The sequence below is a fragment of the Frigoribacterium sp. MEB024 genome (assembly GCF_000878135.1).
In the GTDB taxonomy this organism is placed as follows: Bacteria; Actinomycetota; Actinomycetes; order Actinomycetales; family Microbacteriaceae; genus Frigoribacterium.
The window spans coordinates 62,828-86,246 of sequence record NZ_JXQZ01000001.1 but is presented as its reverse complement, the minus strand read 5'-3'; the positions used below and the strand labels follow the sequence as shown (position 1 = coordinate 86,246).

The window sequence follows — 23,419 nt, the reverse complement described above, 5'->3', positions numbered from 1 at the left end:
ACCGCTCGGCGCCCGCGACGATCGGAGCGTCAGGAGGCGCGGGTCAGGTGGGCGAGCACCTCGCGCGCGACCCCGCGCGACCCCAGGCCGAGGTGACCCGACCGGGGATGCACGGCGAGCGTGGCGTCGGGCAGCCCGGCCACGGTGCGTGCCACGAGGTCGAGCGGGTAGAAACCGTCGGCGCCCCCGGCCACGACGAGCGTCGGCACCGCGACCTCGCCGAGGCGGTCACCCACGTCGAACGAGTCCTCGGCGTCGAGCGTCACGACCAGGTCGTCGTGCCGGTCGCCGACGACGACGTGGTGCGCCACGCGTCCGAGGCGCCGCAGGGCGTTCGAGGCGGGGACGCCGGTGGTCGTCTGACCGAGCATGGCGGCCGAGGCTCCTCGCGCGTCGCCTGCCCGGAGGCGTTCGGCCGTGCGCCGCTGGGCCTCGCGCCCGCCGTCGCCCAACCGGTGGGCCGACGACACGAGGACCAGTCGCCGCACCAGCCCGGGGTGGTCGACGGCCAGCTGCAAGGCGATGCTGCCGCCCGTCGACGTGCCGACCACGTCGACCGGGCCGTCCACGATCTCGGCCGCGGCCCGGGCCACGTCGTCGGCGAGCTCGCTCATCGTGGTGCCCTCGGGCAGTCCACGGCGACGGCCCAGCGTCCACAGGTCGAGTTCGCGGACGAGCGGCGCCGTCTCGAGCCGCAGCAGGGTGCGGTCCCATGCCGAGGGGTGGTGGCGACCCGGCCCGACCCCGGGCAGGAGGATCGTGGGCGCGCCGCTTCCCCGGCGCACGAAGGGCTGGCCCGCCACGGTGCCGCGGGTCGTCGCGGCCCGGCTGGTCACGGTCGACCCAGCCCGCGGAACCGCGTGGGGGCCTCGCCACCCTCGACGAGGTCGACCAGGATCGACCCCACGAGCGGCGTGAACTTGAAGCCGTGCCCCGAGAAGCCCGCCCCCACCACGACGGGGCCGATCCGGTCGAGCACGAAGTCCTCGTCGTCGGTCGTCGTGTACGTGCAGCTGATCGGGTCGGCCGTCTCGGCGTCGACGCCGGGCAGCCACTCCCGCGCGTAGCGCCGCAGCTGCTCGAGCTGCTCGGGGTCGGGCTCGAAGGACCGGCGGTCGGGGTGCACGACGGGGCCGGCTCCGTGCCAGCCCGCCTTGACGCCCTCGCCCGGCGTGAGCATGCCGTAGACGACGCCCGGCCACCACGACTCGGTGGGTCGGTCGGGGTCGGGACGGTGGTTGACGCTCGGCCACACGGCCTGGGGGTCGGTCACGGCGAAGTGCGCGGGCTGCTCCTGCGTCACGGTGAGCCGAGGGAGACGGACGAGACCGCCGACGACGTCCTCCGTCCAGGCACCCGCCGTCACCACCACGCGGCGGGCGACGATCTCGTCGTCGTCCGTGACGACGCGGACGCGCTCGGGCCCCTCGACGTGGAGTCCCGTGACCGGCGTCGACCAGCGCAGTCGCGCCCCGTGGGCCGTCGCGGCCCGGGCGAGGGCCGCCAGGGCGTCGGCGGCCCGGATGCGGCCGCTGCCGGGCACGTGCAGCACCTCGGTCTCGAAGCGCATGCCCGTCCATCGCTCCCCCGCCTCCCGGGCGCCGACCAGTTCGCCGGGGACGCCCGCGTCGACGTGCAGGGCGCGCATCCGACGGAGCATCGCCGGGCGACCGTGATTGACCACACCGACGAGGTCGAGGAGCGGGGTGCCGGTCTCGTCGGCCAGCGCGTCCCACCGCACCCGCGCCTCCTGCACGAGGGCGACGTAGTCGGCGTCGTCGTAGGCGACGTTGAGGTTGCGGGTCGCGCCGTGCGAGGCACCCCGGTGGTGCCCCTGCTCGAACCGCTCGACGAGCACGACCTCGTGCCCGCGCGACGCGGCCTGCCAGGCCGTCGCGAGGCCCATGGCGCCTCCGCCGACGACGACCAGGTCGACGTCGGCGCGGGGCGGACTCGAGTGACCGGACGACATCCCCCGAGCATAGGAGGCGCGGTGCGGCCCGGCCCCGCCGGCTCGCGTCCTCGGGGCACGCCCGCCTCCCTGGCCCGCCGACGGGGGCTGCTGCCCTCGCTCCGGGTGCCGGTAGCATCCCTCGACGGCCGCCACGGGATGCGGTGCGCACAGCAACAGGGGGACCTCGTGGACCGACCGAACGACCAGGCGATGCCCGCGGGCCCCTCAGGGACGACACTCGTGTCCGTCGTGGCCGAAGGACTCGTGCAGCGGTTCGGGCCGCTCGAGATGCGGGTCCTGCCCAGCGACTACCCCGCCGGCGCCGTCGACGTGCCGGGAGCCGGCCACCCCGAGATGCTGCGCGTCCGGCTGGGCGCGACCGAGTTCGTCGACCTGGGGCACGACGGATCGCACTGGTTCGCGGTGCCCCTGCGCATCGACGCGTCGGGGCCCACGCCCCTCGACCAGCGGCGACGTGACCCGATCGGCGTCGGCGTCGGTGAGACGACGTCCGTGGTGCTCGACGCGGCCTCGGCCACGGTGCGGCGCTGGGCCGCCCTGGTCCCGCCCGAGTCGCGCCTGGGCACGGCCTGGCCCGCGCCGCAGGCGTTCGCCCCCGGTGCCGTGGCGGGCGTCCCGGCTCCGAAGCGATCGCGAGGCGTGCTGTTCGGGGTGCTGGGAGCGGTCGGGGTCCTCGCCTTCGGCGGGGTGTCCTTCGCGCTGTATCAGGCCAACGGAGGCGAAGGGGGCGTCATCGAGACCGGTTCCGAGCTCGTGAGCGAGCTCACGACCGGGGACTGCTTCGACATGACCAACGGGATCGACGACGACTACCAGACCTTCGTCGACGTGACCGCCTGCGGCGAGGTGCACCACTTCGAGGTGTTCGCCGAACCGGTCCTCGACGACGACGCGTTCCCGGGCGACGACGAGGTCGCACAGCTCGGAGACGACGCGTGCTACGAGGTCTTCGACGACTACGTCGGGTCGACCTGGGAGGACTCGGCCCTCGACTACGGCTGGTTCACGCCGACCGAGGACACCTGGGCCACCGGCGACCGCGAGGTCACCTGCTACCTCGCGACCGCGCCCGAGGGCGAGTCGGCCAGCCTGGCGGGCAGCGGGCGCTGACCTGCGGGGCCGGGGTCGGACCCGCGACACGAACGGGGGCGGCCCCGTCCACCCTCGACCTGGGATGATCGGCGGATGACCTGGCGCAAGCTCCTCAAGGCGTTCCCCACCGTGATCCTGGTGGTCGACATCCTCATCAGGATCGTGTCGGTGGCGGTCGTGCCGCGCAACCGGCGTCCGAGTTCGGCCATGGCGTGGCTGTTGGCGATCTTCGTCGCCCCCATCCCGGGCAGCGTCCTCTACGGCCTGCTCGGCAGCACCAAGCTGCCGAAGGACCGGCGGGACAAACAGCGCGAGATCAACTCGCTCATCCTCGAGAACACGCAGGGGCTCGACAACCGCGTGCCCACCGACACCCAGCCGCCGTGGTTCGGGACGGTGGTCCAGCTGAACCGCACGCTCGGTGCCATGCCCCTGATCCCGGGCAACACGACTCGGCTGCTGCCGGACTACGCCGGATCGATCGCGGCCATGACCGAGGCCGTCGACGCGGCCGAACGGTACGTGCACGTCGAGTTCTACATCTTCACGCGCGACGAATCGACCTTCCTCTTCTTCGACGCCCTCAAGCGTGCCCACGACCGTGGCGTGAAGGTGCGGGTGCTCTACGACCACTGGGCCACGATCCGCAACCCCCAGGGCCGGGTGACGCGCACCTGGCTCCGTGACTCCGGCATCCGTTTCGAGGAGATGCTGCCGTTCCACCCCACCAAGGGCATGTGGCGGCGACCCGACCTGCGCAACCACCGCAAGATCGTGGTCGTCGACGGCGACGTGGCGTTCACCGGCTCCCAGAACATGACCGATCCCAGCTACAACAAGCGCGGCAACATCCGACGGGGCCTGCAGTGGAAGGACCTCATGGTGCGCGTGGACGGGCCCGCCGCGGTCGGCCTCAACGCCCTCTTCATCACCGACTGGTACAGCGAGACCGACGAGCTGCCCACCGACGCCGAGGCCGAGCCGCTCGTCGAACGCCGCACGGGCGACGACGCCTACGAGTGCCAGGTCGTACCCAGCGGGCCGGGGTTCGACGGGGAGAACAACCTCCGGTTGTTCAACGCCCTGGTCTACGGCGCGCAGGAACGCCTCATCATCGCGAGCCCCTACTTCGTGCCCGACGAGTCGATGCTCTACGCCATCACCACCGCGGCGGAGCGCGGGGTCGACGTGCAACTCTTCGCCTGCGAGGTCGCCGACCAGTTCCTCGTCTACCACGCGCAGCGGTCGTACTACGAGACGTTGCTGCGGGCCGGGGTGCGGATCTTCCTCTACGAGAAGCCGATCGTCCTGCACTCGAAGCACTTCACGGTGGACGACGACGTGGCGGTGATCGGCTCGAGCAACATGGACATGCGCTCGTTCAGCCTCAACTTCGAGGTGTCGCTCATGGTGCGTGGAGCGGGCTTCGTCGACCAGGTCCGCGAGATCGAGGCGGACTACCGCGCGAAATCGCACGAGATCACGCTCGCCGGCTGGCTCACGCGACCCGCTCCCCTCCAGGTGCTCGACAACGTCGCGCGCCTCACGGCGGCGGTGCAGTAGGTCCCTCTTCGCGGCGGCGCGGCGAGGGGCGGTCGGTCGGTGGACGGTGGGCTCGACGAGGGGCAGAGTGTCGGCATGGACCAGAAGGAACACCTCAGCCGGTACCTGACCCGTTCGCGCGACGACCTGGTGCGCAAGCTCGACGGACTGTCGGAGTACGACGTCCGTCGACCGCTGGTGCCGAGCGGCACCAACCTGCTCGGGCTGGTCAAGCACGTCGCCACCGTGCAGCTCGGCTACCTCGGCGACGTCTTCGGGCGGCCGAGCGGCATCGAGACGCCGTGGCTGACCGACGAGAGCGAGCCCGAAGCCGACCTGTGGGCGACACCCGACGAGAGCCGCGCCTTCGTCGTCGACCTCCTGCAGCGGTCGAACGCCCACGCCGACGAGACGATCCGGGCGTTGTCGCTGGACGCGCCCGGCGACGTCCCCTGGTGGGGATCCGACCGCCGCGCCGTCACCCTGCACCAGATCCTCGTGCACCTGACCGTCGAGACCGCCCGGCACGCCGGCCACGCCGACGTCGTCCGCGAGCTGATCGACGGCGGCCTCGGCAACGGTCCCGCCGATCCGAACCTGCCCGACCGCGACGCCGACGGATGGCGTCGACACCACGACCGTGTGGAGGCCGCCGCCCGCGCCGCCGGCCGCTGACCGTCGCGCGACGGATGTCGTCGAATCGTGACGTCTCGGCAAGCTCGCAGGAGGCGCCCCTCGCGGGGTCCGGGTCGGGAGCGTAGCGTCGCCGGGGTGATGCCTCCCTCCGCGAGAACCGTCGGCGAACTCAGGCGCTCGGGCCACGTCCCGAAGCCCCTCCGCACCGAGATCCGAGACAACCTGCTCGACGCCCTGAGAGAGGGCCGCGACCCCTGGCCAGGACTCCACGGCTTCGAGTCGACGGTCATCCCCCAACTCGAACGGGCGTTGATCGCGGGCCACGACATCGTCTTGCTGGGTGAACGCGGTCAGGGCAAGACCCGTCTGCTGCGAACGCTCGCGGGTCTGCTCGACGAGTGGTCCCCGGTCATCGAGGGGTCCGAACTCGGCGAGCACCCGTTCGAGCCGATCACGAGCGAGAGCCGTCGTCGAGCCGCCGACCTCGGTGACGACCTGCCGGTGGCCTGGCGGGGACGCGACGAGCGCTACGTCGAGAAGCTCGCGACGCCCGACACGAGCGTCGCCGACCTGATCGGCGACGTCGACCCGATGCGCGTGGCCGAGGGACGCAGCCTGGGCGACCCCGAGACGATCCACTTCGGGCTCATCCCCCGCGGCCACCGAGGCATCGTCGCGGTCAACGAGCTGCCCGACCTCGCCGAGCGCATCCAGGTGGCGATGCTCAACGTGATGGAGGAGCGCGACATCCAGATCCGCGGGTACGTCCTGCGACTGCCCCTCGACGTGCTCGTCGTGGCCAGCGCCAACCCCGAGGACTACACCAACCGCGGGCGGATCATCACGCCCCTCAAGGACCGCTTCGGCGCCGAGATCCGGACGCACTACCCGACCGAGCTGGCCGACGAGGTCGCGGTCGTCCGCCAGGAGGCCGACCTCGTCGCCGAGGTGCCCGACCACCTCGTCGAGATCCTCGCCCGGTTCACCCGCGCCCTCCGTGAATCGCCCTCGGTCGACCAGCGCAGCGGCGTCAGCGCCCGGTTCGCGATCGCCGGCGCCGAGACCATCGCGGCCGCGGCGCTGCATCGCGCGACCCGGCAGGGCGAGGACGAGGCCGTCGCTCGCCCGATCGACCTCGAGACGGCCGTCGACGTGCTCGGCGGCAAGATCGAGTTCGAGTCGGGCGAGGAGGACCGGGCCGAGGAGGTCCTCGAACACCTGCTGCGGACGGCGACCGCCGAGACCGTCCGTGCCCACTTCCGCGGGCTCGACTTCGACGCCCTCGTCGACGCCCTCGAGTCGGGCGTCATGGTGACGACCGGTGAGCAGGTCACCGCCCGGGACTTCCTGGCCGGGTTGCCCTCGCTCGGTGAGGACGACCTCTACGACCGCGTCGCCGAACGGCTCGGCGCGACGACCGACGGCGGTCGCGCCGGGGCGATCGAACTGGCGCTCGAGGGCCTCTTCCTGGCCCGGCGCGTGAGCAAGGAGAGCGGCGACGGTGAAGCGGCCTACGGGTTCTGAGGTGCGACGTGGCTAGGGCGAACCGGCGGTTGCACCGGGCCGCGCGGTACCAGAGGTACGCCGACGGTCCCGACCCGCTCGCGCCTCCTGCCGACCTGTCCGAGGCGCTCGATGCCGTCGGGCGCGACGTCATGGCCGGTTCGAGCGCCGAGGCGGCACTCCGCGAGTTCCTCCGCCGCGGGGGCCGCGACCGGACCGGTCTCGACGACCTCGCCCGGCAGGTCGCCGAACGCCGGCGGGCCCTGACCCGGGACCACCACCTCGACGGCACGTTGCAGGAGGTCCGCGAGCTGCTCGACCGGGCCCTCAGGGCCGAACGCGCCCAGCTCGCCCGCGACGTCGACCTCGACGACGGCGACCGCGCCCTGGCCCAGCTCCAGCTCGACAGTCTGCCGCCGTCCCCGGCCGGCGCCGTCGCCGAGCTGTCGGACTACCGCTGGCAGAGCGGTGAGGCGGGTCAGGCGTACGAGCAGATCAAGGACCTCCTCGGTCGCGAACTGCTCGACCAGCGGTTCGCGGGGATGAAGGGCGCCCTCGAGAGCGCGACCGACGCCGACCGCGAGGCCGTCGCCGAGATGCTGCGCGACCTCAACGCCTTGCTCGACGCGCACGCCCGTGGCGAGGACACTCCTGAGCAGTTCGACGACTTCATGGCGAAGCACGGCGACTCGTTCCCCGAGCAACCGGGCGACGTCGACGAGCTGATCGACGCCCTCGCCGCGCGGGCCGCGGCCGCCCAGCGGCTGCGCAACTCGATGACGGCCGAGCAACGGGCCGAGCTCGACGCCCTGGCCCGACAGGCCTTCGGCTCGCCCGACCTGATGCAGTCCCTCGAACAGCTCGACGGCACCCTGCGATCGCTGCGACCCGGGCAGGACTGGAGCGGCTCCGAAGGCCTGGACGGCGAACAGGGCCTCGGGCTCGGCGAAGGCACGGGAGTCTTCCAGGACCTCGCCGACCTCGACGCGCTCGCCGAACAGCTGGCCCAGCAGTCGAGCGGCTCCTCGCTCGACGACGTCGACCTCGACGCCCTGCGCCGCCAACTGGGCGAGCAGGCCGCCGTCGACGCCGCGGCCCTGCGGCGGCTCGAGAAGGCCCTCCGCGACTCGGGTGCCCTCCGCCGTCGCGCCGACGGCACGCTCGCCCTGACTCCGCGGGCCATGCGACAGCTCGGCAAGAACCTCTTGCGCGACGTCGCGGCGAAGATGTCGGGACGAGCCGGGAGGCGCGAGTTGCGGTCCGCGGGAGCCCTCGGCGACCGCTCCGGCGCGAGTAGTGAATGGGCCTTCGGCGACACCGAGCCGTGGGACGTCACCCGGACGATCACGAACGCGGTCACGCGGACCGCCGCCGGCGGCGGCCGCACCGACGGCGGGGTGCGGATCGAGATCGGCGACGTCGAGGTGCACGAGACCGACGCCCGGACGCAGGCCTGCGTCGCCCTGCTCGTCGACACGTCGTTCTCGATGGCGATGGAGGACCGCTGGGTGCCGATGAAGCGCACCGCACTCGCCCTGCACACCCTGATCACGTCGCGCTTCCGCGGCGACGACCTGCAGCTGATCGGGTTCGGCCGGTACGCCGAGGTCATGCCGATCGAGCAGCTCGTCGCCCTCGACGCGAAGTGGGACAAGGGTACGAACCTCCACCACGCCCTTCTCTTGGCGAACCGGCACTTCCGTCAGCACCCGACCGCGCAACCCGTCCTGTTGATCGTCACCGACGGCGAGCCGACCTCGCACCTGGAGCCCGGCGGTGAGGTCTTCTTCGACTACCCGCCGCACCCCGTGACGATCCTGCGGGCCGTGGAGCAACTCGACGTGGCCCGCCGCCTCGGCGCGCACACGACGTTCTTCCGGCTCGGTGACGACCCGGGGCTCGCCCGCTTCGTCGAGGGCATGGCGCGGCGCGTCGACGGCACCGTCACCGCCCCCGATCTGGACGACCTCGGGGCGGCCGTCGTCGGGTCGTACGTCAGAACACGGGCCACGGAACCGCCGGCATAGGACCGTGCGGCTCGGGGAAGACGGGCGACGCGAGGAGGCGCGCGCAGCGCTCGTCGAGCGCCTCGAGTTCGCCGGGGGTGAGGAGAGGAGCCAGGGTCGAGCCCAGCGAGCCCGAGAGGGCGGATCGGACGCGGCCGACCCCGTCGATCTCGTCCGGGGTCAACGGGTCGCCGATCCACCCCCACAACACCGTGCGCAGCTTGTGCTCGGCGTGGAACGTGAGGCCGTGGTCGACGCCGTGCCGTCGCCCGTCGGGCAGCGCGAGCACGTGGGCGCCCTTGCGGTCGGCGTTGTTGACCACGACGTCGAACACGGCCATGCGGCGGAGCGCCTCGGTGTCCTCGTGGATCAGGGCGACCGGTCCGTCGTCGCCGTCCCCCTCGAGGACGAGACGCCATCCGTCGTCGGGCAGGTCGTCGGTCGGGACGAGGTCCACCGCGTCCTGCTCCGGGTCGACGTCCTGCCAGAGCTGGACCATGCCTTCGCCGAGCGGACCGTCACGGAGCCAGGTACGCGGCACGACCCCCCAGCCCAGGGCCTCGGAGACGAGGTAGGCCGCGACCTCACGATCGGCGAGCCGCCCGTCGGGGAAGTCCCACAGCGGCCGTTCGCCGGCGACGGGCTTGTAGATGACCGACACGTCGCCGAGGCGGGCCAGGAAGGACGCGTTGGACGCCGTGCGGATGCGTCCGGTGAGCTCGAGATCGACGTCGTCGGACGGAACCGCGTCGGGCACGTCGGCCGGCGCGTCCTCGGTCGACGCCGAGGACATCAGGCCTCGCCGGACAGGATGCAGACGTGACCCTCGGGGTCGATCGGCTGGCCGCAGAAGGGGCAGAGGGGCCGACCGGCCCCGACGATCTCGAGGGTGCGCGCCGCGAAGGCCCTCGCCGTGCCGACGGGGATGCGGACGACCATGACCTCGTCGGGCTCGAGCTCGGCCTCGTCGGCCTCGGTGTCGTCGTCGACCTCGACCAGCGGAAACGCCTCGATGACGACCTGGGCGGTGGACGGGTCCCAGCCGAGACTGAGGGCCCCGGCCCGGAACTCGGGTTCGACGGGCTGGTCGAGCGGCTCGTTGTCGACGAGCTCGACCGGGATGCCGGTGGGCACGCTGACCGGGTTGCCGTCGGCGGCCATCACCTGGTCGAGGATCTCGTCGATCTTCTCGGCGAGGGCGGCCGACTGCATCTTCTCGAGGCCGACGCTCGTGACGCGCGCCCCGTCACGGGCCTGGAGGTAGAACGCACGGGAACCGGGACGACCGACGGTCCCGACGACGACTCGGTCCGGCCAGTCGAAGGTGTGGACGATGGAGGGCATGCCGCGAGTCTACGAGCGCCCCGCCGCCGACGCTCAGGTCGCGGGAGGCTCGTCGCCACCGGCCGCGCCGCTCGCCGGACCTGCGCCTCCCCCGACGGCGGCGTCGGCGGCGGGAGCCGCCTGCCGCAGCCACGAGAGGTCGCCCGAGTCGGTGTTCGTCGCGACGACGTCGGGTCGGTTCGGCCCGTACCGGACGATCGACACCGAGGCCGGGCCGACGCTGATGCGCTGGAACAGGTCGAGGTGCATGCCGTAGGCGTCGGCGAGGATCGACTTGATGATGTCGCCGTGGCTGACCGCGACCCACACGGCACCCGGACCGTGCTCGGCCTCGAACGCGGCGTCGTGACGACGGACCGCGGCGACCGCCCGGGCCTGCATGGTCTGGAGCGACTCGCCACTGGGGAATACCGCGGCCGACGGCTGGTTCTGCACGACCGACCAGAGCGACTCGCCCGCGAGCTCCTTGAGGGGCCGACCCTGCCAGTCGCCGTAGTCGCACTCCGTGATGCCCCGGTCGATCGGCGTCGCCGGCCTGCCGGACTGGCGGTCGAGGATCGCCCTCGACGTCTGACGGCAGCGCTCGAGGGGGCTCGACACGACGCCGACGAGCGGCACGACCGCGAGCCGCTCGGCCGTCCGCCGCGCCTGCTCGCGTCCGACGTCGTCGAGCCGGACGCCCGCCGTCCGTCCGGCGAGCACGCCGCTCGCGTTGGCGGTGGTGCGTCCGTGTCGGACGAGGACGAGGGTGGCCATGCCCCCGAGCCTAGACACCGACGCTCGCGGCGGGGGCGCGACCGCCCCCGTGCGTACCCAGGACGACGAGGAGGCGCGGTGCCCATGTCCCGGCACCGCGCCTCCTGCGGTCTCCCGCCCGGCGGTCGGCGTGACTACGCCGAGGCGGCGGTGAGCGCCTCGACGAGCGGGGTCGTCGGGCGGCCGATCAGACCGGACAGGTCGCCGCTCGTGTCGGCGAGCAGCCCGTCGCGGATGTTGCCGTCGAGGGCGACGACGAAGCCGACCGTGCCCTCGTCCAGGCCGAAGCCGCGCAGGCGCTCGGCGTGCTGCTCGGGCGTGAGCGACTCGTAGCGGACGGGTCGGCCCGTGACGGTCGTGAGCGCCTCGGCGAACTCGTCGAAGTCCCAGGCGTGGTCGCCGGACAGCTCGAAGGTGCGACCGGCGGTCGACTCGTCGAGGGCCGCGACCGCGGCGGCCTCGGCGTAGTCCCGACGGCTGGCGCTGGCGAGACGGCCGTCCCCCACGCTCGCGGCGACCACGCCGGAGTCGCGGGCGGTGGCGATCTCGCCGACGTAGTTCTCGGTGTACCAGCCGTTCCGCAGCAGCGTGACGGGCACGCCGGAGGCGGCGAGGTGCTCCTCGGTCGCCTTGTGCTCGGGCGCGAGGATCAGGGGCGAGGTCGAGGCCGCGAGGACGCTCGTGTAGACGATGCGGGCGGCACCGGCGGCCTTCGCGGCGTCGATCACGGCGGCGTGCTGCGGGACCCGCTGGCCCACCGCGTCGCTCGAGATCAGGACGACGACGTCGCCCGCGCCGATGACGGCCGCGATCGTGTCGGGTCGGGTGTAGTCGAGCTCGGCGGTGCGGACGCCGCGCTCGGCGAGGTCGGCCAGCTTCGAGACGTCGCGCGACGTGGCGACGACGCTCTCGGGAGCTGCGCCGCGGGCGAGGAGGGCCTCGACGACGAGGCGGCCGAGCTGGCCGGAGGCGGCGGTGACGATCGTGGACATGGTGTTCCTTTCGGTTGCGTGCCCGGGACAACGACGACGATCCACCAGGACTTCCCATCTGCAGGTACGCACCTTTTCGTAAGCTACTGACGTGGACGTCGGAATCGTGAATGCTGCCCGCCCTGCCCCCTCCGGTCGTTTCCCGGCGGAGTGCCCGAGCCGCGTGGTGCTGACCCACGTGACGAGTCGGTGGGGCGTTCTGATCCTGTTGGCGCTCGAACGCGGGCCGATGCGGTGGGGCGAGTTGCGACGAGAGATCGAGGGCGTCAGCGAGAAGATGCTCGCCTCGACCCTGAAGACCCTCGAGGCCGACGGCATCGTCCACCGCGCCGCCCAGCCGACGATCCCGCCGCGGGTCGACTACTCGCTGACCGAGCGCGGCACCGACCTCGCCGCGCGCCTCGTGCCCCTGATGGACTGGATCCTCGACAACGCCGACGAGATCGTCGCGGGCCGGTGACCGGTCGCCGCCTCACCTGCGCCCCGCGCGGGCCGGCCGCTCAGGCCTGCCCGGTGGACCAGAAGTAGGTCAAGGGGGCGTCGTTGACGAGACGGTCGCCGATCACCCGTTGCTGCAGCACCACGGGGTTGTGCGACGAGAGCGTCCTCGCGTTCCGCCAATGACGGTCGAGCACCCGGTCGCGGTCGGTGGCGCTGGCTCCGCCGACCTCGAACAGGGTGGTCGTCGCGCGCAGGGCCACCTCGACCACCGTCACCTGCGCCCGGATGGTGACGAGCTCGGCCGTCTCGATGCGGTCGAACGCGTCCGGGTCTCCGGCCACCACGGCGTCGTGGGCACGGTCGATCGCCGCGGCCGCGCTCTGCACCAGGGACTCGGCCGCGAGGGCGTCCGCCGAGACCCGCCCCACGACCGACTGGACCAACGGGTCGGCGGCGGCCGTCGCCGCGACGCCCTGGCTGTAGGCGCGGGTGCGGGTGCGCACGAACTCGACGGCATCGCGTTCCGCCGCCGACGCGACGCCGGCCAGCGAGGCCAATAGCACGGTCTGCAGGAAGGCCGGCAAGGGCGTGCGACGCTCGTCGCGCTGGGGCCTGATCTGGGACGGCTCGACCCGCACGCCCTCGAAGCGCGTCGTCCCGCTGCCGGTGAGCCGCTGGCCGAACCCGTTCCAGTCGTCGCGGACGTCGACCCCCTCGTCGTCGACCCGCACCGTCACCCCGACCACCCGGCCGGCCGGCGTCGTCGCGGTCACGGTCGTCCAGTCGGCGAAGAGCGTGCCCGTGCTGTAGTGCTTCTCGCCGTGCAGCCGCCAGCCGTCCCCGTCCGGCACGAGGTGCGTCACGAGCGACCCCACCCGGGCGGCACTGCGCTCGTGGCTCGCGTTGCCGAACACCTCGCCCGCCGCGACCTGCTCGAGCCAGGGGCCGCGCCGCACGAGGTCGTCCGAGGTGTCGAGCAGCAACTCCTCGACGAAGGCGAAGTGCGCCCGCAGCAGCTGCGGCAGGTTCGAGTCGGCCCGCGCCAGGCGCACGAGCAGGGCGAACAGGTCGGACGGCCGGGCGCCGGAACCACCGAGCCCGACCGGCACGGTGACGGCCGTGAAGCCGGACTCCGCCAGCTGCCGCACCTGCTCGAACGGCAGCTCGCGCTTGCGCTCGCGGTCGACGGCGCCCTCGGCGATGCGGTCGAACACGGGCTCGAACCGGGCGAGCAGGTCCTCGCGGGTCGGCGTGGGAGTCGGTGCGATGGTGGTCGTGTCGGTCATCGGGGGCCTCCGGTGGGATCGGTGGTGGTCGTGGTGGGACGTGTGGTGGTGGCGGACAGGCCACCACCGGGGACGGCGGCGAGCAGACGGCGCGTGTACTCGGCGACGGGACGTTCGAGCACCTGCTCGACCCGCCCCTCCTCGACGACCCGTCCGTCCTTCAGGACGAGCACGCGGTCGCTCACGTGCCGGATGACGCCGAGGTCGTGCGAGATGAACAGGGTCGACGTGCCGTAGCGGGCGCGGATGTCGGCCAACAGGTCGAGAACCTGCGCCTGCACCGACACGTCGAGGGCACTGACGGCCTCGTCGAGGACGAGCACGTCCGGGTCGGTGGCCAACGCGCGGGCGATGGCCACCCGCTGGCGCTGGCCACCCGAGAGGGTCGACGGGTGTCGGCCGGCCAGGTGGGGGTCGAGCCCGACCCCCACGAGCAGGTCGTCGACGCGGGCACGGGCGTCCGTCTCCGCGGCACCCCGACCGCCCCGCGCGCTCGCCGCGGCGCGGAGGGCTCCCGTGACGAGCTGGCCGACCGACCGACGAGGGTCGAACGAGCTCAGGGGGTCCTGCGAGACCGTCGCGATGCGCGGCCGGTCGGGTCGCCGCTCCCGCTCGTGCAGGGCGGACCAGGGCCGGCCCTCGAACAGCACCTCGCCCTCGTCCGGGGCCGTCAGGGCCAGGGCGATCGCGGCGGTGGTCGACTTGCCCGAGCCCGACTCGCCGACGATGCCGAGGGTCTCGCCCGCGTGCAGGGTGAACGAGACGTCGTCGACGACCGTGCGGGTGATGCGGTCCGACCCCCGGTAGCGCTTGGTGACGTGACGCACCTCGAGCACGGGGGTGCCCGGGGCGGGGACGGGCCGGTCCACGGGACGTGCCGCCAGGGTCGCCGGTGCCGCCGACGAGAGGCGGCTGCCGCGGGCGTGCGCCGTGGGGATCGCCGCCAGCAGGCGCTGCGTGTAGGGGTGGCTCGGCGCCCCGAGCACCTGGTCGGTCGGCCCCTGCTCGACCACGACGCCGTGCTGCATGACCACGACCTCGTCGGCGAGTCGTTCGACCACACCGAGGTCGTGGCTGATGAGGACGAGCCCCGCGCCGCCGGTGCGCAACTCGTCGAGCAGGGCGAGGATCTGCGCCTGGACGGTCGTGTCGAGCGCGGTGGTCGGCTCGTCGGCGATCAGGACCGCGGGCTCGAGGGCCACGGCCGCGGCGATCAGTGCGCGCTGCCGGAGGCCTCCGGACAGCTGCGAGGGCAGCTGGCGGGCCCGGAGGCGCGGTTCGGGGACGCCGACCCGTTCGAGCAGCTCGATCACCCTGGCCTCGCGGGCCCGCCGATCGCCGTACCGGTGGACGCGGAGGGGCTCCGCGATCTCGGCCCCGACGCGGCGCAGCGGGTCGAGCGAGACGAGGGCGTCCTGCAGGACGTACCCGATCTCACGACCGCGCAAGCGCTGCCAGTCGCGGTCGCCGAGGTCGGTGAGGTCGCGACCGGCGAGCCGGAGGGTCGAGGCGGTCGTCGCGGCGGTGTGGCCGTTCAGTCCGAGCAGCGCCTTGGCCGTGACGCTCTTCCCCGAGCCGGACTCCCCCACGATGGCCGTGCAGCGCCCGGCCTCGACGGTGAACGAGACGTCGCGGACGACCGTGCTGCCGCCGAACGCGACCGACAGGCCCCGCACGTCGACGAGCGGGCCGGCCGTGTCGAGTCGCACGGCCTTGGGGTCGAGGACGGGTTCGGGGCTCATCGCGCGCCTCCCGGGGTGGTGAGGGTCTGGATGCTGCGGCCGACGGCCGTCAGCGACAACGCGAGCAACACGATGACGACGCCGGGGAAGAAGTCGAGCCACCAGGCCTGCTGCAGGTAGTTGCGGCCGGCGTTGAGCATCGCGCCCCACTCCGGGGCCGGGGGCTGGACGCCCATGCCGAGGAAGCCCAGCGCCGACGCCCAGACGATCGCCTGGCCGATGCCCAGGGTGACCAACACGGTCAACGGCCGGAACGCGTTGGGCAGCAGGGTGTGGACGAGCACGTGGACCGGCCCGTGGCCCAGGGCGCGCTCCGCCTGGACGTAGGGCGAGTCCCGCACGGCGAGCACCTGACCCCGGACCATCCGGGCGTAGCCGGGGATCGTGGCGACGCCGACGGCCAGGATCTGCGTTCCGGCCGAGTTGCCGGCGATCGCGACGAGGACGAGGGCGAGCAGAATGCCGGGGAACGCGTAGAGCACCTCGATCACGCGGGTGACGACCGCGTCGACGGCCCGACCGCCGAGTCCCCCGAGCAGGCCCAGCAACGTGGCGCCGGCCAGCCCGAGGGCGGTCGCCCCCACGCCGATCGTCACCGACTGCCCGGCCCCGTGCACGACGCGCGAGTAGACGTCGCGCCCGGACTGGTCCGTGCCGAACACGTGCTCGGCGCTCGGCGCCGCGAAGCTCTTCGCGAGGTCGATCGCGAGGGGGTCGGCCGGCGCGAGCAGACTCGGCCAGACCGCCGCGAGGAGGACGGCCGCGATGAAGGCGACGGCCACCCAGGTCGAGACCCGGCGGAGCGGGTGGGAGGCGCGGCGCACGCGACGCGGACCGGGCGCGGTGGCCGCCGGGTCGGCGTCGTGCAGACCGACCTCGTGCGGACCGGCGTCGTGCGGACCGGTCGGCCGGTCGGTCGCGGCGGGGACGGGGGGCGCCGCGGTGGCGGTGGAAGTGGTGCTCATGCGGGTGCTCCGATCGTGGTGCGCAGCCGGGGATCGACGGCGACGTACGCGACGTCGGTGAGGACGTTCGCGACGACGTAGACGAGGGCCACGACGAAGGTGATGCCGATGACGAGAGGGAGGTCCTGCGCGTTCACCGCGGTGACGAGCACCTGGCCGACGCCCTGGCGGGCGAAGACGACCTCGACGACGACCGCGCCCGAGATCAGCGAGCCGAGGCCCCACCCCGAGAGGGTGATGCCCGGCAGGGCGGCGTGGCGGAGGAGGTGCCGTGCCCGGACGGCCGCCTCGGACAAGCCACGAGCCCGTGCCGAGAGGGCGAACGGCTGGTCCTGGGCGTCCTCGAACTCGTCGCGCGTCACCTGCCCGAGGAACCCGGCCAGCGGGATCGCCAGGGTCAGGGCCGGCAGGACGAGTCCGGGCAGTCCCGTGCCGATCACCGGGAACCAGCCGAGGCGCACCGCGAAGACGAGCAACAGGACGAGGCCGAGCCAGAACTGCGGCAGACCGGCCGCGACCGTCTCGACGACCGAGCCGATCCGGCCCAGGAGGCCGCGCCTCCCGGCGGTGAGCAACGTCGACGTGATCGACAACAGCCAGGCGAGACCGAGCGCGGTGGCCGTGAGGGCAAGGGTCGAGCCGAGCTGGCCGCCGATGACGCTGACGACCGACTGCTTGAGCGTGTACGACTCGCCGAAGTCGAGCCGGACGAGGCCGAGCAGGAACGACCCGTACTGCGCGAGCAAGGGACGGTCGAACCCGTACTGGGCCGTCACGGCGGCGACGGCCTCGGGTGTCGGGTGGGCGGCCGCGCCCCCGAGGATCGCGACGGCGGGGTCGCCGGGCACGGCGTGCTCGAGGAAGAACACGATGGTGCCGACGGCCAGCAGCAGGACGATCGACTCGGCGACGCGACGGGCGATGCGGAGGACCCAGGAGTTCATCGGTCGCCGCCGTCCACGAAGTAGGCGTCCGACAGCACCGGCTCGCCCTCGGAGGGCTCGATCCACACGTCCTTCACCCGGTTGGAGATGCCCAGCCGGGTCTGGATCGGGTAGAGCGGCAGGCTCCAGGCCTTCGAGGTGAGGATCCGCTGGGCCTCGGAGTAGAGCGCCGCCTGTTCGGTCGGATCGGTGGTGGCCGTGCCCGCGATCAGGACGCGGTCGAGCTCGTCGTCGGAGGCGAAGGCCGAGTTCTGACCGTTGCCGACGTCCAGGGTCGCCTTCGAGTACTTGATGTACATCACGTGAGGCGTCGGGCTGTTCCAGTAGTTGCCGATGAGGTCGTACGCGTCGGGATCGCCCCAGACGGCGTTCATGCTGGCGGAGTCCAGCGCCTCGAGGTCGACCTCGATGCCCACCTCCTTCTCCATCGCCTGGATGTTCTGCAGGATCGTCAGGTCGGCGGGCGGCGTCTCGGCACCGTCCGCGTTGTAGGGCAGGCGCACGGTCAGGCTCTCTCCGTCCTTGGTGCGGTGGCCGTCCTCGTCGCGGCCGGTCCACCCGGCGTCGTCCAGCAGGCGGTTCGCCTCGTCGGGGTCGTACGGGAACGGCTCGTGGAAGGTCTCGTCGTAGTGCGGCGTACCGGACGAGACGGCGTCGCCCTCGTACGGGAACACGCCGGCGTAGGCGCTCTCGACGGCGGCACGGGCGTTGGAGGCGTGGACGAAGGCCTTCCGCACGCGGATGTCGTCGAACACCGGGCTGGTCGTGTTGAGGTCGAGGCTGAACGGCGAGCCCGAGTGGACGAACTCCTGCAGGCTGATCGCGGGGTCGGCCTCGGCGAGCTGCTGGCTCTCGGGCGGCACGTTGAAGATGACGTCGGCCTCGCCCGAGCCGAGCGCGCCGTACCGGGTGGTGTTGTCCTTGAGGAACCGCCAGGTGATGCCGTCGAGGTAGGCGGGGCCCTGGTGCTTCGCGTCGGCGGGGGCCGAGTCGTAGTCGTCGTTGCGCACGAGCTGCACGTCTCGGCCGTGGTTCCACGCGACGACCTCGAACGGTCCGGTGCCGACCGGCGACTCGCAGTTCTCCTCGAGGCCGCGCGCCATCGCCTTCGGCGACTCGATGCCGAAGAACGCCTGCGACAGGGCGGCGAGCAGCGGCGAGTAGGGGCGGGAGAGGTCGATCCGGACGACGTGCTCGGACAGGGCGGTCGCGCTTTCGAAGTACCCGGTCAGGTAGAGCAGGTCGGTCGACGACTGCGTGGCCGGGTCGAGGATCTGGGTGAAGTTGTCGACGACGGCCTGCGCGTCGAGCGGGGTGCCGTCGTGGAACTCGACGCCCTCCTTCAGGGTGAAGTCGTACTGCGTGCCGTCGTCCGAGATCGTCCACGAGGTGGCGAGCCAGGGCACGACGCTGCCGTCCGCCTGCAGCGAGACGAGGGAGTCGAGGTACTGCCGGGCGACGTAGGTCTGGGGCATGTCCCCCGAGTTGTGCGGGTCGAGGCAGGTGGGCTCGCGGTCGGTGGCGTAGACCAGGGTGCCGCCGCGGACGGGGCCACGGTCGACGACCTCGGCGGAGGCCGCGCCCGAGCAGCCGGCGAGCAGCGCGACGAGCGCAGTGGCGGCCGTGGTGGCCACGGGGAGGCGTCGGGAGGGAGGTCGGAACATGGGCGAACCTTTCGTCGAGGCCCGAACCTACGGACGCCTCGGCCGCCCGACCAGTCACGTGACGCCACGCGACACCCGTCGTCTCAAACCGTCACACGCGCCCCCGGGACTTGCGGTGGGCCCTCGTGCGCGGTGTGCGTGACGGGCACGGTGTCGACCATCCGGCATCCCCGTCCGGCACCTCCGGCCCGGGACGCTCCCTAGCCTCGGCTGTCGTCGACGGCTTCCGCCCATCCGCACCTGGTTGAGTTCGCCCAGACGACCGACGCGACGAAGGGGCAGGCAGCACATGGGCATCTCGGAGAAGGACTACGACGTGGCCGTCATCGGTGCCGGTCCGGCGGGCACCGCGGCAGCCCTGCGGGCGGCCGAGCTCGGGGCTCGCGTCGTCGTCCTCGAGGCGGGGCGCGAGGGCGGCACCTGCGTGAACACCGGGTGCGTGCCCACGCGGGTGCTGGCCAAGACGGCCCGGCTGATCCGCGAGACCCGACATGCCGACGTCTACGGCGTCGACGTCGCGCCCCCGGCGATCGACTGGGCGTCGACCGTCGCGCGCGTCCGGGAGCGCGTCGACAAGGTCCGGTCGATCAAGCGGGAGGCCGAGCGGTTCGAGGCCGCAGGGGTCGAGCTGGTGCACGAGGGCCGGGCCCGGTTCGTCGACGACTCGACCCTCGTCCTCGGCAGCGGGCGGACGATCTCGGCCTCGTCGATCCTGATCTGCGTCGGTGGCCACTCGCGCCGGCTGCCGATCCCGGGCCGCGAGCTGGCCACCGTGCCCGAACACGTCCTGGACCTGCCGGCCCTCCCCCGACGGGTGGCCGTGATCGGTGCGGGCAACACGGGCGCGCAGCTCGTCACCGTGTTCGACGCGTTCGGCAGTGCGGTCACGCTCCTCGACCTCGCGCCGCGGGTCCTGATGGCGTCCGACGCCTCCGTCTCCGAGGTCGTCGCCGGTGCCTTCACCGATCAGGGCATCGACGTCCGGACGGGCATCGACGGCGTCGAGAGCCTCGCCCGCGCCGACGACGGCTCGATCACCCTGACCTGGCGGCAGGACGACACGACGTCCTCGGCCGACTTCGACGTCGTCGTCATGGCCACGGGCTGGCCCGCCGACGTGGACGACCTCGGTCTCGAGAAGGCCGGCATCGACGTGGAGCGCTCGTCGATCCCCGTCGACCGGTACTTCCGGACCGTCGTGCCGCACGTGTTCGCCGTGGGCGACGCCAACGGCCGCGACATGCTCGTCCAGGCCGCCCAGTTCGAGGGCGAGGCCGCCGCCGAGAACGCCGTCCTCGGCGCCAACCGCCGCACGCCGCACCACCTCCTGCCGGCCGGTGGGTTCACCGACCCGGACTACGCCGGCGTCGGCCTCACCGAAGAACAGGCCCGTGAGGCGGACGAGTCGTGCGTGGTCGTCACGATCCCGTACTCGACCGTGGACCGGGCCGTGATCGACGATCGCGAGACGGGGTTCCTCAAGCTGATCGCCGACCGTCGGCGCGAACTCGTGCTCGGCGCCCATGCCGTCGGCGAGAACGCCGTCGAGGTGGTCCAGGCGGTCACCACCGCCATGGCCGGCGGTGTCGACGTCGCCACCCTGGCCGACGTGCGCTTCGCCTATCCCACCTACAGCGCGGTGATCGGCATGGCGGCCCGGGCCGTGCGCTAGGAGCAGGTCGGCGGTGGTCATCGTGGCACGATGGATCACCCGCCCCGACCGAAAGCCACGATGCGCCTCCTCCTCATCCGCCACGGCGAGACCGCCGACAACGTCGCCCGCACCATCGGTTCGCGACCTCCGGGCCCGCCGCTCTCTCCGCTCGGCCACGAACAGGCCGCCGACCTCGCGACGGCCCTGGCCCACGAACCGATCGTCGCCGTGCACTCGTCGCGCCTGCGCCGGGCCGGCGAGACCGCCGTGATCGTCGCCGACGGCCTCGGGCTCCCTCACCACGAGGTGGACGGTGCCCACGAGATCGACGCCGGCGACCTGGAGGGGCTGCCCTACGCCGAGGCCCTGCCCCGGTACGCCGGCACCATGCAGAGGTGGTGGACCGATCCGGAGGCGCGCATCCCGGGAGGCGAGAGCGGCACCGAGTTCACGGCCCGGTTCCGTGCGGCGGTCGATCGGGTCGTCGCCGCGACACCGGCCGACTCGACCGCGGTCCTCGTCTCGCACGAAGCCGCCATCTGCGTCTGGGCGGCGGACACCGCCCGCAACCTCGACGCCGCGTTCAGTCGCACCCACGGGCTCCGCAACACCGGCTCGGTCGTCCTCGAGGGCTCCACCGAGGGCGGCTGGGTCGCCGTCTCGTGGGACGGCGAACCCCTGGCGCACTGAGCCGCGCGTCCGACGACCAGACCGCAGCGCGCCTCCTACGGGCCGCCGAGCCAGTGGTCGATGCGGTGGTGGTCCGGGCGGAAGCCGTTCTGGACGCCCCACAGCACGGCCTGCGTCCGGCTCGTCGCGCCGATCCGTCGGTAGACCGATCGGATGTAGGACTTGACCGTGTTCGGGCTGAGGTAGGTGAGCGCTGCGACCTCGGCGTTGCTCTTCCCCTGGGTGATGAGGGCCAGGATCTCGGACTCGCGGTCGGTGATGCCCTCGCGGCGGCCGGGCCAGTCGAGGCCCGGCGCACTCGGTGCCCGCCCCCGCACCTCGCTGACGACCCGTTCGCCCCGGTGGACCGCCTCGAGCGCCTCGACCAGTTCGCGGGCACCGAGGGTCTTCGACAGGTACCCGTGCACGCCCTGCGCGAGAGCCGACTCGACGAGCTCGGGGTGGAAGTTCCAGGTGTAGACGACGACCTTGCCGGCCGCCGGGTTGGCGACCAGTTCGGCGAGCTCGTGGTGGTCGGACTCCGGCTGGGCGAACGAGTCGTAGAGGACGACGTCGACCCGGTCGGACAGGGACGTCGTGGCGTCGATCTCGGCGACGACGACCCTGTCGCGGTAGCGGTCGAACATGTGGGCGAGACCGGCGAGCACGACGTCGTAGTCGTCGACGAGTGCGACGGTGATCGACCGGGTCGGAGCGAGGGGCATGAGGACACCATCCCACCCCGAGGGGTGTGCCGCCACACCTCCAGGGGTGGTCTGCTGGGTCCTGCGACACCACGGCACCGACGGTGCCGGTCGCCCACCTCTCCCGGAAGGAGAACACCATGATCGGTCTCATCATCAGCTTGCTCGTCGTCGGCCTCATCGCAGGGTTCATCGCCCGCGCGGTCGTCCCGGGTCGCCAGAGCCTGTCGATCGCCATGACGATCCTGCTCGGCATCATCGGCTCGTTCGTCGGAGGGTTCCTCGGCTTCCTGCTGTTCCAGCACGACCCCACGGACGGGTTCTTCCAGCCCGCCGGCATCATCGGCTCGATCATCGGCGCGATCGTCGTCCTGGTGATCTGGGTCGCCGTCTCGGGTCGCCGCGGCGCCGCTCGCCGCTGACCCCCGGTCGCCGCCGGGGTGGCTGTGCCACGGCCGCCCCGGGTCGCACCGACGCAGGAGCACGCGCACCGCACCGTCGGGCCGACCCGATCGGTACTCGCCCCCGGGTCAGGACGCGAGCGAGCGGCGGAGCGTCCGGACGATCTGCGCCCGGGCGGCACGACCCGATCGAGTGGGCAGCAGCGGGTAGGCGTGCACGTCGCCCTCCCCTTCGTGCCACTCGAGCTCGACGCCGGCCGCCGCGGCACGGTCGCGAAGGAGGTGCGCGTCGGGGTTCAGGACGTCCCGCGTCCCCGTGAACACCGTCACCGGGCCCAGCCGCGAGAGGTCGCCGAACAAGGGGCTGACGACGGGGTCGCGCAGGTCGAGCTCGCCCCGCCAGTGCTCGGCGAGCACGCGTCCGCCGGGCGTCCCGAGCCACGGGTCGGACGGCTGCACCTCGGGGATGCGGGGGTTGCCCCAGGTCAGGTCGAGCGCGGGGGCGATCAGCACCGTGCGGGCGACGACGACGCCCGCGTCACGCAACGACAGGGCGGCCGACAGCACGATCTGGCCGCCGGCCGAGTCCCCGGCGAGGGCGACCGGGCCGTCTGCCGACGCGACCAGGTCGAGGATGCCGACCCGCGCCTCCTCGGCCGTCCCGTACGGGACCAGCGGGTAGATCGGCAGGACGACCGTCGTGCGGACCTCGGCGGAGAGCTGGGCGGCGAGGTGCCAGTGCTGCGACACGATCTCGCCCACCCAGCCGCCGCCGTGGGCGTATACGACGGTGCCGCGCGACGCACCGTCACGCCGCGTGATCGTGTAGACCGGCCAGCCGCCGCGCTGCTCGACGTCGACCCGGACGTCGTCCCGGAGGACGGCAGGCGGGCCGTACGGTGCCGGGCGGAGGGACGACCGACGGATGCGCCGACGCGCCCCGGCCTCGGTGACGAAGGTGCGGTTCGCCCCCGTCGCCCGCAGGAACGCCGGGACCGCCGCCCGGGGCAGGACGAGCCTCGCGGCGAGGGGCACCCGGACGGTCTCGCGGGAGGTGCGGGAGGCGCGGGAGGGCATCCGAGGGAGGCGCGTGGTCACGGCCG

General features: G+C 72.9%; 22 protein-coding genes. 9 read left to right on the top strand and 13 right to left on the bottom strand.

The genetic code is table 11. The annotated features are described in order from the left end of the window. Positions 1 to 29: 29 nt before the first annotated feature. Positions 30 to 836, bottom strand: a complete 807-nt coding sequence (locus SZ60_RS00400; protein ID WP_043592649.1) for an alpha/beta fold hydrolase — start codon at positions 834 to 836, stop codon at positions 30 to 32. Beyond that, entirely contained in the window at positions 833 to 1,972 is a 1,140-nt protein-coding gene (locus SZ60_RS00395; RefSeq protein WP_043592647.1) for an FAD-dependent oxidoreductase, read from the bottom strand. The genes SZ60_RS00400 and SZ60_RS00395 overlap by 4 nt, the downstream gene beginning before the upstream one ends. Positions 1,973 to 2,140: 168 nt before the next feature. Here SZ60_RS00395 and SZ60_RS16220 point away from each other — a divergent pair, with 168 nt between their 5' ends. The 5 genes from SZ60_RS16220 to SZ60_RS00370 all read left to right on the top strand — a co-directional run bounded on the left by SZ60_RS16220 (position 2,141) and on the right by SZ60_RS00370 (position 8,775). Next, positions 2,141 to 3,085: a septum formation family protein gene (locus SZ60_RS16220; protein WP_197073469.1), complete on the top strand. Its 945-nt coding sequence runs from the start codon at positions 2,141 to 2,143 to the stop codon at positions 3,083 to 3,085. A gap of 75 nt (positions 3,086 to 3,160) precedes the next feature. Further along, a complete protein-coding gene (gene cls, locus SZ60_RS00385; RefSeq protein ID WP_043592645.1) occupies positions 3,161 to 4,630 on the top strand; it encodes a cardiolipin synthase in 1,470 nt (489 codons plus the stop codon). A 75-nt stretch (positions 4,631 to 4,705) separates the two neighbouring features. Then, positions 4,706 to 5,284 carry a DinB family protein gene (locus SZ60_RS00380; RefSeq protein WP_043592643.1) on the top strand — a complete coding sequence of 193 codons (579 nt, stop codon included), beginning with the start codon at positions 4,706 to 4,708 and terminating at the stop codon, positions 5,282 to 5,284. Positions 5,285 to 5,383: 99 nt separating this feature from the next. Next, entirely contained in the window at positions 5,384 to 6,769 is a 1,386-nt protein-coding gene (locus SZ60_RS00375; RefSeq protein ID WP_043592641.1) for a magnesium chelatase, read from the top strand. 8 nt (positions 6,770 to 6,777) lie between these two features. Further along, complete coding sequence (locus SZ60_RS00370; protein ID WP_043592640.1) at positions 6,778 to 8,775, top strand: VWA domain-containing protein; 1,998 nt, start codon at positions 6,778 to 6,780, stop codon at positions 8,773 to 8,775. Here the strand turns inward: SZ60_RS00370 and SZ60_RS00365 are convergent. The 4 genes from SZ60_RS00365 to SZ60_RS00350 all read right to left on the bottom strand — a co-directional run bounded on the left by SZ60_RS00365 (position 8,744) and on the right by SZ60_RS00350 (position 11,846). Beyond that, complete coding sequence (locus SZ60_RS00365; protein ID WP_156155429.1) at positions 8,744 to 9,547, bottom strand: SCO1664 family protein; 804 nt, start codon at positions 9,545 to 9,547, stop codon at positions 8,744 to 8,746. The genes SZ60_RS00370 and SZ60_RS00365 overlap by 32 nt on opposite strands. Beyond that, positions 9,547 to 10,098, bottom strand: a complete 552-nt coding sequence (locus SZ60_RS00360) for a DUF3090 domain-containing protein (RefSeq protein ID WP_043592638.1) — start codon at positions 10,096 to 10,098, stop codon at positions 9,547 to 9,549. The genes SZ60_RS00365 and SZ60_RS00360 overlap by 1 nt, the downstream gene beginning before the upstream one ends. 33 nt (positions 10,099 to 10,131) lie before the next feature. After that, positions 10,132 to 10,854, bottom strand: coding sequence for a histidine phosphatase family protein (locus SZ60_RS00355; protein WP_043592637.1), 723 nt, complete (start codon positions 10,852 to 10,854; stop codon positions 10,132 to 10,134). Positions 10,855 to 10,988: 134 nt separating this feature from the next. Next, positions 10,989 to 11,846: an NAD(P)H-binding protein gene (locus tag SZ60_RS00350; protein WP_043592635.1), complete on the bottom strand. Its 858-nt coding sequence runs from the start codon at positions 11,844 to 11,846 to the stop codon at positions 10,989 to 10,991. 91 nt (positions 11,847 to 11,937) lie between these two features. Between SZ60_RS00350 and SZ60_RS00345 the strand changes: the two genes are divergently transcribed. Next, positions 11,938 to 12,306 carry a helix-turn-helix domain-containing protein gene (locus tag SZ60_RS00345; RefSeq protein WP_082059742.1) on the top strand — a complete coding sequence of 123 codons (369 nt, stop codon included), beginning with the start codon at positions 11,938 to 11,940 and terminating at the stop codon, positions 12,304 to 12,306. Positions 12,307 to 12,346: 40 nt separating this feature from the next. On the opposite strand, the gene SZ60_RS00340 is transcribed toward SZ60_RS00345, so the two are convergent. The 5 genes from SZ60_RS00340 to SZ60_RS00320 are packed head-to-tail and all read right to left on the bottom strand — an operon-like array spanning position 12,347 to position 18,888. Next, positions 12,347 to 13,573 (bottom strand): acyl-CoA dehydrogenase family protein, encoded by a 1,227-nt coding sequence (locus SZ60_RS00340; protein ID WP_043592633.1) that lies wholly within the window; start codon positions 13,571 to 13,573, stop codon positions 12,347 to 12,349. Next, positions 13,570 to 15,315 carry an ABC transporter ATP-binding protein gene (locus SZ60_RS00335; protein ID WP_043592631.1) on the bottom strand — a complete coding sequence of 582 codons (1,746 nt, stop codon included), beginning with the start codon at positions 15,313 to 15,315 and terminating at the stop codon, positions 13,570 to 13,572. The genes SZ60_RS00340 and SZ60_RS00335 overlap by 4 nt, the downstream gene beginning before the upstream one ends. Further along, positions 15,312 to 16,280 carry an ABC transporter permease gene (locus SZ60_RS00330; RefSeq protein ID WP_082059741.1) on the bottom strand — a complete coding sequence of 323 codons (969 nt, stop codon included), beginning with the start codon at positions 16,278 to 16,280 and terminating at the stop codon, positions 15,312 to 15,314. Before SZ60_RS00330 ends, SZ60_RS00335 begins: the two co-directional genes overlap by 4 nt. Next, positions 16,277 to 17,224: an ABC transporter permease gene (locus SZ60_RS00325; RefSeq protein WP_043592630.1), complete on the bottom strand. Its 948-nt coding sequence runs from the start codon at positions 17,222 to 17,224 to the stop codon at positions 16,277 to 16,279. Before SZ60_RS00325 ends, SZ60_RS00330 begins: the two co-directional genes overlap by 4 nt. After that, on the bottom strand, positions 17,221 to 18,888 hold the full coding sequence (locus SZ60_RS00320) for an ABC transporter substrate-binding protein (RefSeq protein WP_043592628.1): 1,668 nt from the start codon (positions 18,886 to 18,888) through the stop codon (positions 17,221 to 17,223). The genes SZ60_RS00325 and SZ60_RS00320 overlap by 4 nt, the downstream gene beginning before the upstream one ends. A gap of 289 nt (positions 18,889 to 19,177) precedes the next feature. Between SZ60_RS00320 and SZ60_RS00315 the strand changes: the two genes are divergently transcribed. Further along, complete coding sequence (locus SZ60_RS00315) at positions 19,178 to 20,560, top strand: NAD(P)/FAD-dependent oxidoreductase (protein ID WP_043592626.1); 1,383 nt, start codon at positions 19,178 to 19,180, stop codon at positions 20,558 to 20,560. Positions 20,561 to 20,590: 30 nt separating this feature from the next. Beyond that, positions 20,591 to 21,232, top strand: coding sequence for a histidine phosphatase family protein (locus tag SZ60_RS00310; protein ID WP_197073468.1), 642 nt, complete (start codon positions 20,591 to 20,593; stop codon positions 21,230 to 21,232). A 35-nt stretch (positions 21,233 to 21,267) separates the two neighbouring features. On the opposite strand, the gene SZ60_RS00305 is transcribed toward SZ60_RS00310, so the two are convergent. Next, positions 21,268 to 21,936 (bottom strand): DNA-binding response regulator, encoded by a 669-nt coding sequence (locus SZ60_RS00305; RefSeq protein WP_043592622.1) that lies wholly within the window; start codon positions 21,934 to 21,936, stop codon positions 21,268 to 21,270. 119 nt (positions 21,937 to 22,055) lie between these two features. Here SZ60_RS00305 and SZ60_RS00300 point away from each other — a divergent pair, with 119 nt between their 5' ends. Next, positions 22,056 to 22,337: a GlsB/YeaQ/YmgE family stress response membrane protein gene (locus SZ60_RS00300; RefSeq protein WP_043592839.1), complete on the top strand. Its 282-nt coding sequence runs from the start codon at positions 22,056 to 22,058 to the stop codon at positions 22,335 to 22,337. 108 nt (positions 22,338 to 22,445) lie between these two features. Here SZ60_RS00300 and SZ60_RS00295 read toward each other — a convergent pair whose 3' ends face one another. Continuing rightward, positions 22,446 to 23,414, bottom strand: a complete 969-nt coding sequence (locus SZ60_RS00295) for an alpha/beta hydrolase fold domain-containing protein (RefSeq protein ID WP_231567005.1) — start codon at positions 23,412 to 23,414, stop codon at positions 22,446 to 22,448. Positions 23,415 to 23,419: the final 5 nt, after the last annotated feature.